Here is a 14,677-nt window from a genome sequence, read left to right as displayed (position 1 = left end):
GTCAGCTCTTTCCTTCCGTGCGGCTGACCGTCCGGGCGACGGACTCGGCCACGAGGTTGCCGCCGAGCGCCATCATGAGGATCAGCACGATCGGCGCCAGCACCGGCAGCGGCGCGACGGCCAGGCCGTCCTGGTTCTCGCTGACCATGAGCCCCCAATCCGGCGCGGGCGGCGTGATGCCGAACCCGAGATAGTTCAGCGACGCGATCGCGGTGACCGCCCACACCAGCCGCATCCCGGTTTCCACCATCAGCGGCGACGTCACGCCGGGCAGTACCTCGCCGAGGACGATCTGCCGCCCGGGCAGGCCGTTCGCCTTGGCCCACAACACATACTCGCTGTCGAGCACCGGCAGTGCCGCGCCGCGCAGCACGCGGGAGACGCCGGGGGCGAACGCGACTCCGACGAGCGACGCGGTGAGCAGCGGATGGCGGCCGAACGCGGCCACGAACACCAGCACGAAGATGGTCTCCGGAAAACTCAGCACGATGTCCATCGCTCGCATGAGGACGGTGTCGGCGAGGCCGTCCCGGTAGGCCGCGGCCAAGCCGATGAGCGCCCCGAGGACCACGCCGATTCCGGTGGCGAGGAGCGTCATCCAGGTCAAGGTGCCGCCGCCGGACAGCAGGCGGCTGAACACGTCCCGGCCCAAAAGGTCGGTGCCCAACGGGAATTCCGCGCTCGGTCCCTCCAGCGGAGGCGCGACGATGGCGGTCGGCGGCCACGGTGCGAGCAGCGGGCCGAAGACGACGATGAAGGCGATCGCGGCGAGCAACCCGAGCCCGAGCCGCGCACGACCGGTCCGGGCCGCACGGCGCACCACCGAAACGCTCATCGGGTCCGCCCCGCCGCGGCGAGGACGTCCGCGAGGAGATTGCACAGGTAGTACGTGGCCGCGAGGATGAGCACACACGCCTGCAGGACCGGCAGATCGTGCGCGTTCACCGCACTGACCAGCGCGGTGCCGAGCCCGGGATACGAGTAGACGTATTCGACCACCACGACGCCGGTGATCGTGACGGCCGCGACCAGACCGGCCGCGGGCAGGCTCGCGGCGATGGCGTTGGGCAGCGCGTGCCGGAACAGGATGCGCCGCCGGCTGAGTCCTTTGAGGACTGCCATCTGCACGTATTCGCTGTCGAGCGCGTCGATGACCGAAGCGCGCACCAAGCGGCCCAAGTACATCACCCCCATGAACGTGAGCGTCGCGACCGGCAGCACGAGTTCGGCCGGATGCCACCACGGCAGGTCGCCGGGCGGGATGTCCGAGACTCCCGGCAGCACCCCGAGCAGCGAGGTGGCGAAGAGCGCGATCAGCAGCATCCCCACGACGAACGGCGGCAGCGCCATGCTCAGCGACGTGACCGCGACGAACGCCTTGTCCGCGAAACTGTCGCGGCGCGCGGCGCTCAGGACCCCGGCGACCACCGAGAGCGGCAGGATCAGCACCATCGAGACGAAGCCGAGGGTGAACGAGTTCACGATCCGCGGCCCGAGGATTTCCGCGACGGGTTCCTTGTTCTGCAGCGACACTCCCGGATGCCCGGTGAGCAGTCCACCCAGCCAGCGGCCGTACTGCTCCAGGAGCGGCTGGTCGAGCCCGAGCTGGTGACGCAGGTTCGCCACCTGCTCGACAGTGGCGTCCTTGCCGAGGACGATGCGCGCCACGTCGCCCGGCAAGGCTTGGGTCACCAGGAAAACCAGCACCGAGACCAGAAACAGCACGAGCACGCCGAGCGCGAGCCGCCGCACGAGCCAGCGCGCGGTCATCCGACGGTCACGTCGGTCAGGAACGACAGCGGACGGCCGTTCACATCCGGCACCAATCCTTGCACTGCCGCGCGGTGCGGCAGGAGCACGTCGGAGAACGCGGGGATGATGTACGGGCCGTTCGTGTACTCGATTTCGTGCATCCGGTTCATGAGCGGGCATTGCTGCTGCTCGGGCGACCGGAACAGTTCACCGGCCAGGCCCGTGAAAGCAGCGTCGTTCCAGTGCGCGGCGTTGCCGACCCGGTCCGGCAGCAGCCCGCCGAGCACGGACGGCAGGTAGGGGACCGGGTTGTAGTCGACGAAAGCAGGCCACTGGCCCCATTTCGCTAGCAGTTCCGGCGTCGGGACCACGTTGACGGTCACCTTGACGCCCGCCAGCGCGGCGTTCTGCGCGAAGACCTGCGCCAGCTCCGACATGCCGGGCAGCAGGCCGTCCGTGGTGATCGCGAACGACAGGTCGCTTTGCCCGGCCTCGGCCAGCAGCCGTTTCGCGGCGGCGATGTCCGGGGCTCGCTGCGGGAGGTTCGGCGCGGCGCACTGCGGAGTGGTGGTCTCGTAGTCGTTCGCGATCCGGGCGTAGCCGCTGAACACATTGGACACTATCTGCTGCCGGTCGACCAGCAGCCGCAGGGCCTGGCGCACCCGGACGTCGCGGAACGGCGCGACGGCCGTGTCGAGCCCGATCTGCAGGCTGAAAGTCCCTTTGCTGTCGAGCAACTGGATGCCGCTGCGGCCGACGAGCGACTTCGCGATCGTCGGGGTCGTGTTCGACGCGATGTCGACCCGGCCGGACAGCAGCGCGTTCGCCTGCGCCTGCTGGCTCTGGTATTCGATGAGCTGCACGGCGGCGAGCTTCGGTTTCCGGCCCCAGTAACCGTCGAATCGCTCCACTGTGGACTCCCGGCCCGCGGCGAACGACTTGACCGCGAACGGCCCGGTGCCGATCGGCTTCGCCGGGGCCGACCCGGTTTTGGTCATCGGCAGCAGCACGCTCGTCCAGATGTCCTTGAACGGGCTGAACGGTTCGGTCAGCCCTGCCCGGACGGTGAGCTTGTCCACCGCCTGGACGGTGGCCGGGTCGATCATCTGGATCAGCGCGAGGCCCTGCGCGGCGTGGACGGGATCGCGCAGGTACTTGATGCTCGAGACGACGTCGGCGGAGGTGAACTCGGTGCCGTCGCTGAACTTCACGCCGGGGCGCAGGGTGATCGTCCACTGTGTCCGGTCGGCGTTCGGCGTCATGCCGGTCGCCAGCCGCCACTCGGTCCTGCCGTCGGGGCCGAGCGCGGTGAGCCCCTCGAAGACCAGGGAACTGCGCAGCTCCTGGATCGGGCCCTGGTTGCTGGCGTAGGGGTTGAGGACCTCGCCCGCGTCGGTCGAGACGGAGACGCGGAGCATGCCGCCCGCACCTGCGCCCGCGGCCGCGTCGTCGGGACGGCCGCAGCCGGCGAGCAGCGCGGCGGCGAGCAGGAGGGTTGGCAGGCATCGGGGTCTGCGCGACACTGGGAACCTCCAGGGAAGCCAGAAATCTAAGCCGTTAGATCTGCCCGGCGTCGCCACAGGGTACGGCCAGTTCCGGCGCGAGGGAAGAGTCTACAAGTGGAGAAGCTAATCGTTTAGAGTGAGCGGCGACCGGCTCGGCCCCGTCCGGGAGCAGAGGAGGAAGCAGCCGCATGACCAGTCCGTACGAGCACCTGTTCGTGAGGAAAATGCCGAACTGTCTCGACGACCTCGTCAACGAGGGCGCCGCGGCAGGCGTCGTGGAACCGCCCAACGTCGGCGAATCGCTCGCCCTCATGCGCGCGAAGGAGGTGCCGGAGAGCAAGATCCACCTCACCTACACGTGGATCAGCGAATGCGACACTCCGGTGCAGTGGGTGAAGGAGCATCAGCACGACTACGACGAGGTCCTGATCTGGCACGGGAACAACCCGGCGGACCCGGACGACCTCGGCGCGGAGATCTACCTCGACGTCGAGGGCGTCCGGCATGCGATCACCACGAGCGGCTCGGTCTACCTGCCCGCGGGCACCCGGCATTGCCCGCTCGGCTTCACGCGAGTGGACCGGCCGTTCCGGTTCAGTGCGCTGTCGTTGAATTCAGAGTACGCCTCGGACGAGCACAACACTCTCGCGCGGTAGCGAGACCGCCCCGTCGCGGATTCGCCGTGGCGGGGCGGTTATCCGCTGGCGGCTGCTGCGGCGTGCGCGGCTTCCTCGGCGGTTCCGGGTTCGCAGCCGCACGTCACGCCGATGCTGAGGGTTCCGTCCAGGACGGTCGAAGAATCGGCTCGGCCGTCCAGGGCGGCGAAGGCGCGCACCGCGAATTCCTCCAGCGGCAGGTGGACCGTGGTGAGCGGGACGTTGCCGAGGCGGGCTTCTCTCGTTCCGTCGAAGCCGACGACGGCGAGGTCTTCCGGCACGCGCAGACCCAGGCTGTGTGCGATGCGGATGGTCACCAGCGCCTGTTCGTCGGTGGTCGCGTAGACGGCGCGGATCCGGCGGCCGCTCGTCAGCACGTCGCGCACCGCGCGGCCCGCCTCGACCTTGTCGAAGGACGTCCGGACGAGCCTGCCCTCGGCGGGCAGACCGGCGTCCGCCATCGCCTCGCGCCAGCCGCCTTCGCGGCCTTCGGCCGGTCCCACCGCGATTTCGCCTGCCACGCAAAAGATGTCTTCGTACCCGTGCCCGAGCAGATGCTCGGTGACGAGCCGCGCGCCGTCGAAGTCGTTGAACACCACGCTGGGCGAACTGTCGTCCGGCGCGGCCCACTGCAGGAACACGCACGGCGTTTCGGCGGACAAGCGCGGTTTTTCGCCGGTCGTCACGAAAATCCCGCGCGGGCGCAGTTCGGAGAAGGCCTCGCCGTATTCGTCGGCGAGCCCCGGCCGGTAATCGGTGTTGCCGAGCAGCGTCAGCAATCCCCGGCGGCGGCCCTCCGCTTCGAGGCAGCGCGACATCTCGCCGTAGAACGCGTTCGCGGTGTCCGGCACCAGCAGTCCGACCAAATTGGACCGGCCGCCGCTCAACGCCCCGGCGAGCGGATTGCGCCGGTAGCCGAGCATCCGGATGGCGTCCTCGACCTTGCGCCGCGTCTTGTCGGCCACCGGACGCGGCCCGTCGTTGAGGACGTAGCTGACCACCGCCGTGGAGGTCCCGGCCAGCCGCGCGACGTCGGAAAGGACCGGCCGGCGCCCGGCGCCCCGAACTTCCCCGGTTTCCGCTGCCACGGTGCCACTCTAAAGCACCGGACGGCGTCCATTCGGCACTGTGGGAAGTGGACGACCGCGCCGACGAGTCAGCGCCGCCGGTCAGAAGCCATGTTTCGCCGGTGCCTGAAGCGGTTCCAGCACATCGTCGACGGTCGCGTGCGACCTCGTCATCTGAAGCCGCTTCACACCAACAGGCGGCCGTCCCACCCACAACACCGCTTGCGGGGCCCTGCCGAGCGTGACGCGTTCCGCGAGAGTCTCGCGCAGCCGCGGCCCGGTTCGGCGCAGCCGTCCGGACGACAATCCGTACCCCGTCGCGGTCAGCAGCACCGAGCTCAGCGCTTCTCCCGCGCGCAGCCAGTCAAGGCGATCGTCGCCGGGCGTGCTGAGCACCAGCAGCGAAGCGCCGTCGCGGCGAGATTCCGCTTCGCTTCGCGCGAGCGGCGGCTGGTTTCCCACCGCCGTACGGACGAGAACACCCTGCGGAGCGACGAGGGACGAGCTGCGTGCGTACGCCTCTTCGCGACGCATCTGCGCGGGAACCCTGGTGCCGTCGCCGACCGCGGTCATCAGGTAACCGCGGACAGCGCGGTCTTCCACCGGGTGCAATACCGCGCCTTCGCGCGCCGCCGCGTGCGAAAGCCGATCAAGGCAGTCGGACGGCACCGGCCGGCCGCCGCACGGCCGCAAATCCTCTCGGCGCCGGGCGATCGACGTCGCCAGCGCGACTTCCCCGGAACGCGGTTCGCCCGGCCGCGGCGTCACCACGGCAAGGCAGTCCGGCTGGCCAGGGGACGGCAGCCGGTCCACCGCGCAGGCCCAGCCGAGACCGGCGAAGGCGACCCGGAGATGGTGCAGTGCCGCGCCGCTGCTGAACGTCTGCCATTGCCCGGCGGGGTCGTCGGCGGCTCGCCCCGCGCACAGGTGCAGCGTGCGGTAGCCGATGCGCCACTGCCAGCGCGGGGCGTCGGAGGCGCCTGGGGCGAGAAGTGCCGCTGCCACCGCCGCCTCGACGGCGGCGGGGCTGGGAACCCGCGAATTCGGCATGGTTGCTTCCCGCTGGAGTCGGGGGAGTGCGTCCGGTCGGTGCCAGGCTCCATGGTGCGCCCCGGCGCGGTCAGGCGATAGGGGCCAAGGTTCATCACTTCGGAGCAACCTGCGGTCCCGTTGCGCGAAGCTCGCGGTCGCCGGGCCGGGCCGTCCGTACTCCGGCCGCAGGTGAATTCGTCCTTCGTCTCGCTGCCAAGGGGCACTGGCGTGCGCCGGTACGGGAGAGGACGGTGGAAGCATGTCTCCTCAGCGCCTGGACGAAGCCGCGTGCACCGCGGCGGCTCGGCTGCTGAGCGCGTCGATTGCGAAACGGGCGGCGATCGGCGAGGCGGTGGGCATTGTCCAGAGCACGCGCGGGTGCGACGCCGCGGAGGCGTTGCGCGTCCTGTCCGGCGGCTCCGGCGGAGACAGCGCGGAGGCCGCGCGCGTGGTGGCGGCGGCAGATGCCTCGGCCGAGAGCCCGGCCGATCCGGACTACGGGGGCTGGGCCTGACCGGCGTCAGCCGGCGAGGTCGGCCGGGTCGAGGGTGCGGTCGATCAGCGCGCGGGTGACCTCGCGCAGCGGCCGGTCGTGCCGGGTCGCGTAGTCGTTCACCAGGGAGCGGGCCGTTTCCGGGTCGGTGCCGAGGGTTCCGGCGACCATCCCGACGGCCTGGCTCAGCTGGACCCGGTCGTTCAGCGACGCGAGGGTCGCCTCGAACAGCCGGTCCGAACGCCGCGGGCCGGTTTCCTGGACCAGGGCCAGCACCGCGAGGTCCGACACCACCTGCGCCAGCGCCGACTGCCACGGCTGCGGTTCGGTCGGCGCGGCGAACAGCAGGTTGAACCCGCCCACCGCTTCGCCGTCCAGCTTCAGCGGCACCGCGACCACGGCCTGGTACCCGGCCGACAGCGCCGCCGTCGTGAAGCCCGGCCAGCGGTCCCGCTCGCGGTTCAGGTCGGGCGCGACGACCACGGCCGCGGTCGCGATGCAGTCGACGCACGGTCCCTGGCGCAGGTCGGTCTGCAGCAGCTCCACGAACTGCGCGGTCTCGTCCGAGGCCGCCACGACGGCGGGCTCGCCGCGCGGGTCCTTCAGCAGCACCCCGGTGCCTTGCGCGCCGAGCAGCCCGGTGCCGACCTCGGTGATCAGGCGCAGCACCGCGGCGTTGTCCGGATTGCCGACCAGGCGGGAGGTGATCGCGGCCAGCGCCGAGGGGACCGCCGCGGGCAGGAGGCCGACGTGTCTGTCCGTCGTCCGGCGGCCGGCGTTTTCGTCGGTGGGATGGCTCATTCGGACGACTCCTCAAGGGTGATGCGGCGCTCCAGCACGTCTTTGGCCACGTCGAGGAGCGACCGGTTCGTGCTGTAGGCGTGGGCGCGCAGGCGGGCGAACGCGTCGTCGAGGCTGATCCGCAGCTGGGCCGCGAGCATGCCGGTGGCGATGTGGACGTCCTGGTAGGAGATCACCGTGCGCGGGGCGAATTCGAGGCCGGCGCGTTCGGCCTCGCGGGACTGCCGCAGCAGCGCCGCCGTCGCCAGGTCGGCGGCGAGAGCGGCGTCTCTCGTCTCCGCGCTGGTCAGTCCTCCGGGACGGCGCCGGACGAGCTCGAGGGTGCCGAGCCGGATGCCGCCGAACTGCAGCGGGAAGGCGAACACCGCGCCGAGCCCCGCCGCGAGCGCGGTCTGGGCGAATCCCGGCCAGCGCACCTGGTCGGCGGTCAGGTCCGCGACCAGCACCGGGCTCCCGGTGTCGAAGGCTTCCGCACCGGGTCCTTCCCCGGCCGTGTACTCCAGTTCCGCCAATCTCGCCGCCCATGGGTCGCTCGCTCCCAGCACTTCCTCCGACCGCGGGTCCGCCCGCAGCGACAGGATCGCCGCGTCGACCTGGTCCATCGTCTCCACGCAGGCGAGGCACACCCGCTGCGCCCAGCTGTCGCGGCTGGTCGGAGCCCCGGGCGCGGCGGCGATCGCCTTCCACAGCGGCTGCCGGTGCTGGCCCTCCACCCTCGTGGCCCCCTTCGCGCCGCCGGACATCCCAGACCCTCCACCCTACGAGACGCCTCGCGCGCGGGCAGCCCGGCGGGCCGCCTCGCGGAACCTTGTCGGCGGCCGGGAGTTTGCCCGCCCCGTACGAGGGAAATCCGGCGGGGACGCGAGGAGGAGACGCATGGTCGAGGTGAGCCGGACGGTGCCCGCGCCGCCGGAAGCGGTGTTCGAGGTCCTGGCGGACGGCTGGTCCTACTCCGGCTGGGTCGTGGGCAGCTGCCACATCCGCGACGTCGACGCGAGCTGGCCCCAGGTCGGCGCGCGCATCCACCACAGCGTCGGCGGATGGCCGCTGCAGCTGGAGGACACGACGGCGGTGCTGGCGGTCGAACCGGGGGCGTCCCTGGAACTGGAGGCTCGCGGCGGCGTGCTCGGCACCGCGAAGATCGAGCTTTCGCTGGCGCCGAACGGGGCGGCGGAGACGACGGTCCGGATGGCCGAGCGGGTGACCGGCGGGGCGGGTGCATTGCTGCCGGAAAGCTTGCAGGCGCTGGTGCTCGGGCCGCGCAACAAGGAGTCGCTGGCGCGGCTGTCGGCGTTGGCGCTCGGGCGCTGGCGGGGGACCGGGCAGGCGCCGGGGCAGCCGTAGCCGGGCCGGTTCGCCGAGTATCCCGGGCCTGAGCGGGCGATTGCGGCGCGGGGCGGCGTTCCCGTTGCGGCATGCTCCGCCGGACGGAGTCGGCTCGGCCGAGGGCCGGGGCACGGCGGCCGAGGGATTGCCGTCGTGCCGGGGCCGAGCCGGATCAGCCGTAGACGGCACGGTTCGCCGCGCGGATCACCGCGGCGTATCCCGGGCCCAGCGCGTGGTCGCGGGCCAGCGCGGCGCGGGCGGCGTTCGCGCCCGGCCCGCCGTGGACCGCGCCGCCGGGATGGGCCGCGGCGCCGGCGAGGTACAGCCGGTCGACGGGCGTGTCGGACCGGCCGAGGCCCGGCACCGGGCGGAAGAACAGCTGCTGGTGGATCGCCGTCGTGCCGCCGTTGATCGCGCCGCCGACGAGGTTCGCGTCGTGGCCGGCCAGCTCCGCCGGGCCCTGCACGCGGCGGGCGAGGATCTGGTCCCGGAACCCGGGTGCGTTGCGCTCCACTGTCTCCTCGATGCGTTCGGCTTGCCGCCGCACCGTTTCGCGGTCGCTGCCGCGCGGGATGTGCGTGTAGGCCCAGACGGATTCCGTCCCGGCGGGAGAGCGGCTCGGATCCGCGGTCGTCATCTGGCCCAGCAGCAGAAACGGCTGTTCGGGCACGCGGTCTCGGGCCAGGTCCGCGCCGAAAGCGGACAATCCGTCCTCGTCGCAGCCTAAGTGGACGGTGCCCGCGCCGCGTGCGTCCTTCGCGGTCCACGGGATCGGTTCGGACAGCGCCCAATCGACCTTCACCGTCGCACTGTCCCATTCGAACTTCTGGAGATCCGCCAGCAACCGCGAGGGCAGCCATTCCGGCGCGACGAGGTTGCCGTACAACGTGTCCGCGGCGACGTCGGCCAGCACCGCCTTGCGGGCCCGGATCGGCTCGCCGTCCGCGCAGCGCACGCCGACCGCCTTGCCGCGCGCCACGAGCACCTCGGTCACCGAGACTCCACAATGGACAGAACCGCCGTTGGCGCGGAGCCGGCGTGCCAACGCGGCCGCCAGTTCGCTCGCGCCGCCCTCGGGCACCGGGAATCCGACGTCCTGGGCGAGCATCCCCAGCAGCCAGCCGAACACCGCGCTTCCGGCGTTGTCGACGGAAAGGTCGCTGTGCGCGGCGTTTCCGGACAGCAGCAGCCGGGCCCCCGCGCCGTCGAAACGTTCGCGCGCGAACCGCCGGGCGGGCAGCGTGAGCATCCGCGCGAGCCGCAGCAGTTCGGCGGTTCCGGTGCGCCGCAGGAACCGGGCGCCGGCCCGGACCGGCGGGAACGGAGTGAACAGCGCGTCCAGGAACTCGTCGCGAAATCCGTGCCATTGCGCGAAAAGCTCCCGCCACGATGCCGCGTCCGCGGGGGCGAACCGGGCGATCGATTCCGCGGTGCGGTCGAGGTTGCGGGAGAGGACGGCGCAGCGGTCGTCCGGGAAGACGTGCGCGAGCGCGTCCGGCGCGTGCCGCCAGCGCAGGCCGTGCTCGGTCAGGCCGAGTCCGCGGAGCACCGGGGACGCCGCGCCGAGCGGGAAAAAGGCGGCGCACAGGTCCGAGCGGAAGCCGGGGGCGGTGATCTCCTCGGTGCGCAAGGCTCCGCCCGGAGCGGGTTGTTCTTCCAGGACGACGACATCCCAGCCCCGGTCGGCGAGGAGGTTGGCCGCGACGAGGCCGTTGTGCCCGGCCCCGACGACGATCGCGTCGGCGGTGTGCACGGGCTCAGGCCTGCGACTGGCGAGTCGGCCGGCCTCGGCCCAGCGCCCGCGCGCGGTCGAGCGGGCCGGGTCGCGACGAGGCGAGCGGAGCCGACTCCGCGCCCTCCTTCCGGCGCATCCCGGCGACCAGGTCCTCGACGGTATCGGCCGAGCTGTACCGCGGCGTCCAGCCGAGCACGAGCCGCGCGCGCGAGGTGTCGACCAGCGCGGCGCGGTCAGCCAGTTCGAGCCAGCCCGGGTGCAGCGGCTGCAGCCCGGCGAGCCACACCGCGCGAGCGACGGTCCGCGCGGCCGCCTTCGGAACCGGCACGCGGGTGCCGCCGACCGCGTGCGCGAACGCCGACGCGTCCAGCACGTCGTCGGCGGCGAGATTGAACGGGCCCACCGCCCGCTGTTCGAGAGCCAGCCGGAACGCTTCGGCGACGTCGTCGGTGTGCACGGCCTGCAGCCGCAGTCCCCGCCACAGCGGGATCGGCGAGAACCGGCCGCCGATCAGGTTCGGCGGCAGCACCGGCGGGAGCAGCCACCGGGTGAATTCCCCCGCAGCGCGCCGCTGCAGGATCGCGCACGGCCGCATCCGCGCGACGGCGACGTCCGGATACGCGGAGGAGAACAGGTCCAGCGCCTCTTCCAGATCCGCTTTGCCCCGGCTGTACGCGCTTTCCGCGATCCCGCGGCACGGCCATTCCTCGGTGACTTTCTCGTCGTTCGGTTCCGGTGCGTAGGCCGCCGCCGAGGACGCGCACAGCAGACGCTCGACGCCTGCGTCGCCGACGGCTTTCAGCACGTTCGCGGTGCCGCGTTCGTTGGTCCGCGCCATCGGCGGGTCGCTCCAGGCGGGGGAGATGGCCCACGCCAGATGCACGACCGCGTCCGCGCCGGTGAAAACCTTCGTCAACGCCTCCGCGGCGCCCGGCGCGCCGATGTCGAGTGAATTCCACTCCGCGCGCGAGTACGGTTCCGCGGCGCGATCCGGCGTCCGGCGGGCGACGCCGGTGATCTCGTGGCCGGGGCCGAGGGCGCGCAGCAGTGCCGTGCCGACGTTGCCGCTGGCGCCTGTGATCACGATCCGCATGCGGGCCGTTTACCCGCTCCGCACCGGCGGAAACGCGGCGCTGGTCACCGCCCGGCTGAGCCTGCCTCGGGAGGCGCGACGTCGAGCGCGGCTTCGGTGCTGGCCTGGGGAGAGGCGCCGGTCGCGTAGGCGCGGAATCGGGCCGCGAGGGCGCGGACCTTGACGTTTTCCCGCTGCGACGGCTCGACGAGCGCGGCCAACGCCTCGTCGGCGCCGATCTGCCGGAGCGTGCGAAGGGCGGCCGCCACCGTCCCCGGAGCGGTTGCCGCTGAAGGGACGGTGGCGGCAGGACCCCCCGGTCAGCCGCCGCAGGCGGGGACTGGGGCGACGTCCACGGCGGCGTCGATGACCTCGCCCGTCGTGTGGTTGACCGCGTGCGCGGTCATGTGCTGGTTGGTGCCCGGGTGGTTGGCGGTCGGGTGCACCTCCCTGATCCCGGTGGCCGTCGAGACGTCGTCACCGGTGAAGAAGACCTGCCCGTTGTCGGCGAACGTGATCGACCACACCTGGCCGGGAACGTTGGTGTGGATCTCGAACTCCTCGCCGACGACGAAGCTCCCGCCGGGCCCGTCGTCGTCGTGCTTGGACTTCAGCGTCCACGACGTTCCCATGCTCCCGGCGCCGTCGGCCTCCGAGGTGGGACCGCACCGCCGGCTGGCCTCGGCGTTCCCGGTCACGACAAGGCTGAGTAAACCGGCGACGGCCATGGTCGCCGCAATGTGCTTGTACCGCAAGGGAATCCTCCCTGTTCTCAGCAATTTATTGGCTGCTCCTGTCGATACGCGACAGGGTTACAGGGGCGAGGAACGCGGTCAGGGTTCGTGGTTCGGCGCAGCGGCAGAAACCGCGCGCGTTAAGACGCCCGTCACAGGTCGTCCAGTCCCATTTGACTTCTCACCCGAACACATGTTCGACTCCCGTCTCGGGTCGCCGGGAACCGGGGCGGCCCGGGACCGGGGAAGCGAGCGGGTGACCTGAGGTGAGCGAGTGGCCGTCGACCGTGCGGAGAGTGGATCCGCCGATTCCGGTGTGGGTGGGCGTGCGCAAGCTGCTCGTGCTCGGCACCGACCTCCTCGCGCCGCGGAACCGGGCCGGGCTGCGGATCGAGACCGAGCATCCGGGGCTGCTGTTCGAATGGGCGCGTCGCGAGGACGGCGGGCTGCTCGGCTGGGTCACCTACCAGCTCGTCACCGCCGACGACCAGTGGTCGCGGCCGGTCAGCCACTACGTGCCCGCGCACCTGCTTCGCCGCCGCGGACCCGCGCGCCGGCAGCAGTACGGCGACTACCGGCCCCGGACCCACGGGTGACCGCGCGCGGGTAGTAATTTCCCTTGCGAGCGAGGGGAGCGGACGAGAAGTGGCACGTCTTCATGTCGGCTGCGCGATGTGGACGCACAAGGCGTGGCCGGGGCGGTTCCTGCCGCAGTCGCTGCCCGCCAAGGAACGCCTGCGGGCCTACGCCGGCTGGTGCAACGCGGTCGAGGGCAACACCACCTTCTACGCGACTCCCGCCCGGGCCACCGTCGAGACCTGGGCGGAGCAGACCGGCCCGGACTTCCGGTTCGTCGTCAAAGTGCCCAAGACCGTCACGCACGAGCGGCGGTTCGCCGGGGTCGAGACCGAGATGCGGGCGTTCCTGGACGCGATCGAGCCCCTCGGCGAGCGGGCGGTGCTGTGGACCCAGGTGCCCGGCTCGTTCGGCCCTTCGGACGTCGACGCGCTCGGCCGGTTCCTGCGCCGTCTTCCCGCCAATCTCCGGCGCGCGGTGGAAGTGCGGCACCCGGAGTTCTTCGCCGACGCCAGCGCGACGTCGGCGCTGGAGGGGACGCTCGCCACGGCGGACGCCGAGTGGGTGCCGTTCGACACCACCGTCTTCTTCCAGCGCCCGCCGACCAGCGAGGCCGAACAGGACGCCTGGGCCAAGAAGCCGCGGCTGCCGCGTCGGACGCGGGCGTTGACCGACCGGCCGGTCGTCCGCTACCTGGGCCGGGACTCGGTGGAGGAGACCGTCGAGGGATGGCGGCCGTGGGCCGAGGTGGTCGCGGGCTGGCTGCGCGAAGGTCGTTCGCCGACGGTTTTCCTGCACACGCCCGACAACGACGAAGCACCGGCGCTCGCCCGCCGGTTCCACGACGACGTCCGCGCGCTGGTGCCTGAGCTGGACGCCTTGCCCGAACCGGAGCCGATCGAGCCCGCGACGTTGTTCTGAGCGAGGGCGGAATCAGCCCGGCGCGGAATCCCGTGCCACTGCCAGAACCCGTTCCACGGCCGGATCCCGTTGTCCCGCACGGACGGCCGCGACGACGGTCAATGCCAGGTCGTCGTCCCGGCGGGTGGTTTCCAGCGTCCGGAACACCACCCCGGGCAGCGCTCCGGCAGGCACCTGTTCGGGCACCAGGCACACGCAGCTTCCCGCGGCGACGTGGCTGATCAAGCCGGGGAGGCTGTCCGCGCGGGCACCGTCTCGCGGAGCGAAACCGGCGGCGCGGCACGCGGCGGCGACCTGTTCGGCGAGCCCGGCCAGCGCGGTCAGCGAGGGCAGCGAGAAGTTTTCGCCCGCGAGGTCGGTCAGCCGCAGGGCGGTGCGCTCGGCCAGCGGATGTCCGGCGGGCAGCGCGACGGCGAGCCGTTCGGCCGCCACCGTGCGCAGGTCGAGCCCGTCCGGGTCGGCGAGCGGGCCGCGCACGAAGGCGAGGTCGAGCCTGCCGGAACGGACCATCGACGCCAGTTCGGCCGAGGTGTTCTGGTGCAGGTGCAGGCGCAGCCCGGGAAAACGGTCCCGCGTCAGCCGGAGCACGCGCGGCAGGAACGTGTAGGAAATGCCGCTGATGAACCCGAGGTGCAGTTCGCCCTCGGCGCCGTCGGCGATCCGCCGCGCGCGGCCGACGGCGGCCTGCTGGGCTTCGAGCAGATGCCGGGCGTCGCGGGCGAACGCGGCGCCGGCCGCGGTCAGCCGCACGGCGCGGGTGCTGCGTTCCAGCAGCCGCACGCCGAGGCCGCGTTCGAGGCGCTGGATCGCCTGGCTCAGCGGCGGCTGGCTGATCGAAAGGCGTTCGGCGGCCCGGCCGAAGTGCTCCTCTTCGGCCAGCACGACGAACTGCTCCAGCAGGCGAGTCGTCAGATCCATATCCCCAAGCATATGGATAACGGGTCAAGAAGTATTGGCGGCAGATGAATGACCTCGACTTGACTGAGTGCAGCCGACGACGCAGGAGG

At 71.8% G+C, this 14,677-nt stretch carries 17 protein-coding genes; 5 read left to right on the top strand and 12 right to left on the bottom strand.

Annotated elements, in window-relative coordinates; genetic code table 11:
- Position 1: 1 nt before the first annotated feature.
- From AB5I40_RS07800 to AB5I40_RS07790, 3 genes are read right to left on the bottom strand one after another with little or no spacing between them, the layout of a single operon-like run.
- Positions 2-835, bottom strand: coding sequence for an ABC transporter permease (locus tag AB5I40_RS07800; protein WP_370937754.1), 834 nt, complete (start codon positions 833-835; stop codon positions 2-4).
- Complete coding sequence (locus AB5I40_RS07795; RefSeq protein WP_370937753.1) at positions 832-1,770, bottom strand: ABC transporter permease; 939 nt, start codon at positions 1,768-1,770, stop codon at positions 832-834. The genes AB5I40_RS07800 and AB5I40_RS07795 overlap by 4 nt, the downstream gene beginning before the upstream one ends.
- The gene (locus AB5I40_RS07790; RefSeq protein WP_370937752.1) at positions 1,767-3,275 is read right to left on the bottom strand and encodes an ABC transporter substrate-binding protein; all 1,509 of its coding nucleotides are present in this window, start codon (positions 3,273-3,275) and stop codon (positions 1,767-1,769) included. The genes AB5I40_RS07795 and AB5I40_RS07790 overlap by 4 nt, the downstream gene beginning before the upstream one ends.
- Positions 3,276-3,445: 170 nt before the next feature.
- Between AB5I40_RS07790 and AB5I40_RS07785 the strand changes: the two genes are divergently transcribed.
- Positions 3,446-3,913, top strand: a complete 468-nt coding sequence (locus AB5I40_RS07785) for a hypothetical protein (protein WP_370937751.1) — start codon at positions 3,446-3,448, stop codon at positions 3,911-3,913.
- Between the two features lie 38 nt (positions 3,914-3,951).
- Here the strand turns inward: AB5I40_RS07785 and AB5I40_RS07780 are convergent, their stop codons facing one another.
- Together AB5I40_RS07780 and AB5I40_RS07775 are read right to left on the bottom strand one after the other, a co-directional pair.
- Positions 3,952-5,001 carry a LacI family DNA-binding transcriptional regulator gene (locus tag AB5I40_RS07780; RefSeq protein ID WP_370937750.1) on the bottom strand — a complete coding sequence of 350 codons (1,050 nt, stop codon included), beginning with the start codon at positions 4,999-5,001 and terminating at the stop codon, positions 3,952-3,954.
- 81 nt (positions 5,002-5,082) lie between these two features.
- Positions 5,083-6,030, bottom strand: a complete 948-nt coding sequence (locus AB5I40_RS07775; RefSeq protein ID WP_370937749.1) for an NAD(P)H nitroreductase — start codon at positions 6,028-6,030, stop codon at positions 5,083-5,085.
- Between the two features lie 241 nt (positions 6,031-6,271).
- On the opposite strand from AB5I40_RS07775, the gene AB5I40_RS07770 reads away from it, so the two are divergent.
- Positions 6,272-6,526: a hypothetical protein gene (locus tag AB5I40_RS07770; protein WP_370937748.1), complete on the top strand. Its 255-nt coding sequence runs from the start codon at positions 6,272-6,274 to the stop codon at positions 6,524-6,526.
- A 6-nt stretch (positions 6,527-6,532) separates the two neighbouring features.
- Here AB5I40_RS07770 and AB5I40_RS07765 read toward each other — a convergent pair whose 3' ends face one another.
- Entirely contained in the window at positions 6,533-7,306 is a 774-nt protein-coding gene (locus tag AB5I40_RS07765) for a GAF domain-containing protein (protein ID WP_370937747.1), read from the bottom strand.
- Positions 7,303-8,049: a GAF and ANTAR domain-containing protein gene (locus AB5I40_RS07760; RefSeq protein ID WP_370937746.1), complete on the bottom strand. Its 747-nt coding sequence runs from the start codon at positions 8,047-8,049 to the stop codon at positions 7,303-7,305. The genes AB5I40_RS07765 and AB5I40_RS07760 overlap by 4 nt, the downstream gene beginning before the upstream one ends.
- A 133-nt stretch (positions 8,050-8,182) precedes the next feature.
- On the opposite strand from AB5I40_RS07760, the gene AB5I40_RS07755 reads away from it, so the two are divergent.
- Complete coding sequence (locus AB5I40_RS07755) at positions 8,183-8,650, top strand: SRPBCC family protein (RefSeq protein WP_370937745.1); 468 nt, start codon at positions 8,183-8,185, stop codon at positions 8,648-8,650.
- A 154-nt stretch (positions 8,651-8,804) separates the two neighbouring features.
- Here AB5I40_RS07755 and AB5I40_RS07750 read toward each other — a convergent pair whose 3' ends face one another.
- The 4 genes from AB5I40_RS07750 to AB5I40_RS07735 are packed head-to-tail and all read right to left on the bottom strand — an operon-like array spanning position 8,805 to position 12,194.
- Entirely contained in the window at positions 8,805-10,385 is a 1,581-nt protein-coding gene (locus AB5I40_RS07750; RefSeq protein WP_370937744.1) for a phytoene desaturase family protein, read from the bottom strand.
- 4 nt (positions 10,386-10,389) lie between these two features.
- Positions 10,390-11,460 carry an NAD-dependent epimerase/dehydratase family protein gene (locus tag AB5I40_RS07745; RefSeq protein WP_370937743.1) on the bottom strand — a complete coding sequence of 357 codons (1,071 nt, stop codon included), beginning with the start codon at positions 11,458-11,460 and terminating at the stop codon, positions 10,390-10,392.
- Positions 11,461-11,504: 44 nt separating this feature from the next.
- Entirely contained in the window at positions 11,505-11,708 is a 204-nt protein-coding gene (locus AB5I40_RS07740; RefSeq protein ID WP_370937742.1) for a hypothetical protein, read from the bottom strand.
- A gap of 51 nt (positions 11,709-11,759) precedes the next feature.
- Positions 11,760-12,194 (bottom strand): hypothetical protein, encoded by a 435-nt coding sequence (locus AB5I40_RS07735; RefSeq protein ID WP_370937741.1) that lies wholly within the window; start codon positions 12,192-12,194, stop codon positions 11,760-11,762.
- Between the two features lie 275 nt (positions 12,195-12,469).
- Here AB5I40_RS07735 and AB5I40_RS07730 point away from each other — a divergent pair, with 275 nt between their 5' ends.
- On the top strand, positions 12,470-12,769 hold the full coding sequence (locus AB5I40_RS07730) for a hypothetical protein (protein WP_370937740.1): 300 nt from the start codon (positions 12,470-12,472) through the stop codon (positions 12,767-12,769).
- A 76-nt stretch (positions 12,770-12,845) separates the two neighbouring features.
- Positions 12,846-13,670: a DUF72 domain-containing protein gene (locus tag AB5I40_RS07725; RefSeq protein WP_370940473.1), complete on the top strand. Its 825-nt coding sequence runs from the start codon at positions 12,846-12,848 to the stop codon at positions 13,668-13,670.
- Between the two features lie 12 nt (positions 13,671-13,682).
- On the opposite strand, the gene AB5I40_RS07720 is transcribed toward AB5I40_RS07725, so the two are convergent.
- Entirely contained in the window at positions 13,683-14,588 is a 906-nt protein-coding gene (locus tag AB5I40_RS07720; RefSeq protein ID WP_370937739.1) for a LysR family transcriptional regulator, read from the bottom strand.
- Positions 14,589-14,677 lie beyond the last annotated feature (89 nt).

The sequence above is a fragment of the Amycolatopsis sp. cg13 genome, from assembly GCF_041346965.1.
Classification (GTDB): domain Bacteria; phylum Actinomycetota; class Actinomycetes; order Mycobacteriales; family Pseudonocardiaceae; genus Amycolatopsis.
This window is presented reverse-complemented; position numbering and strand designations above follow the sequence as displayed.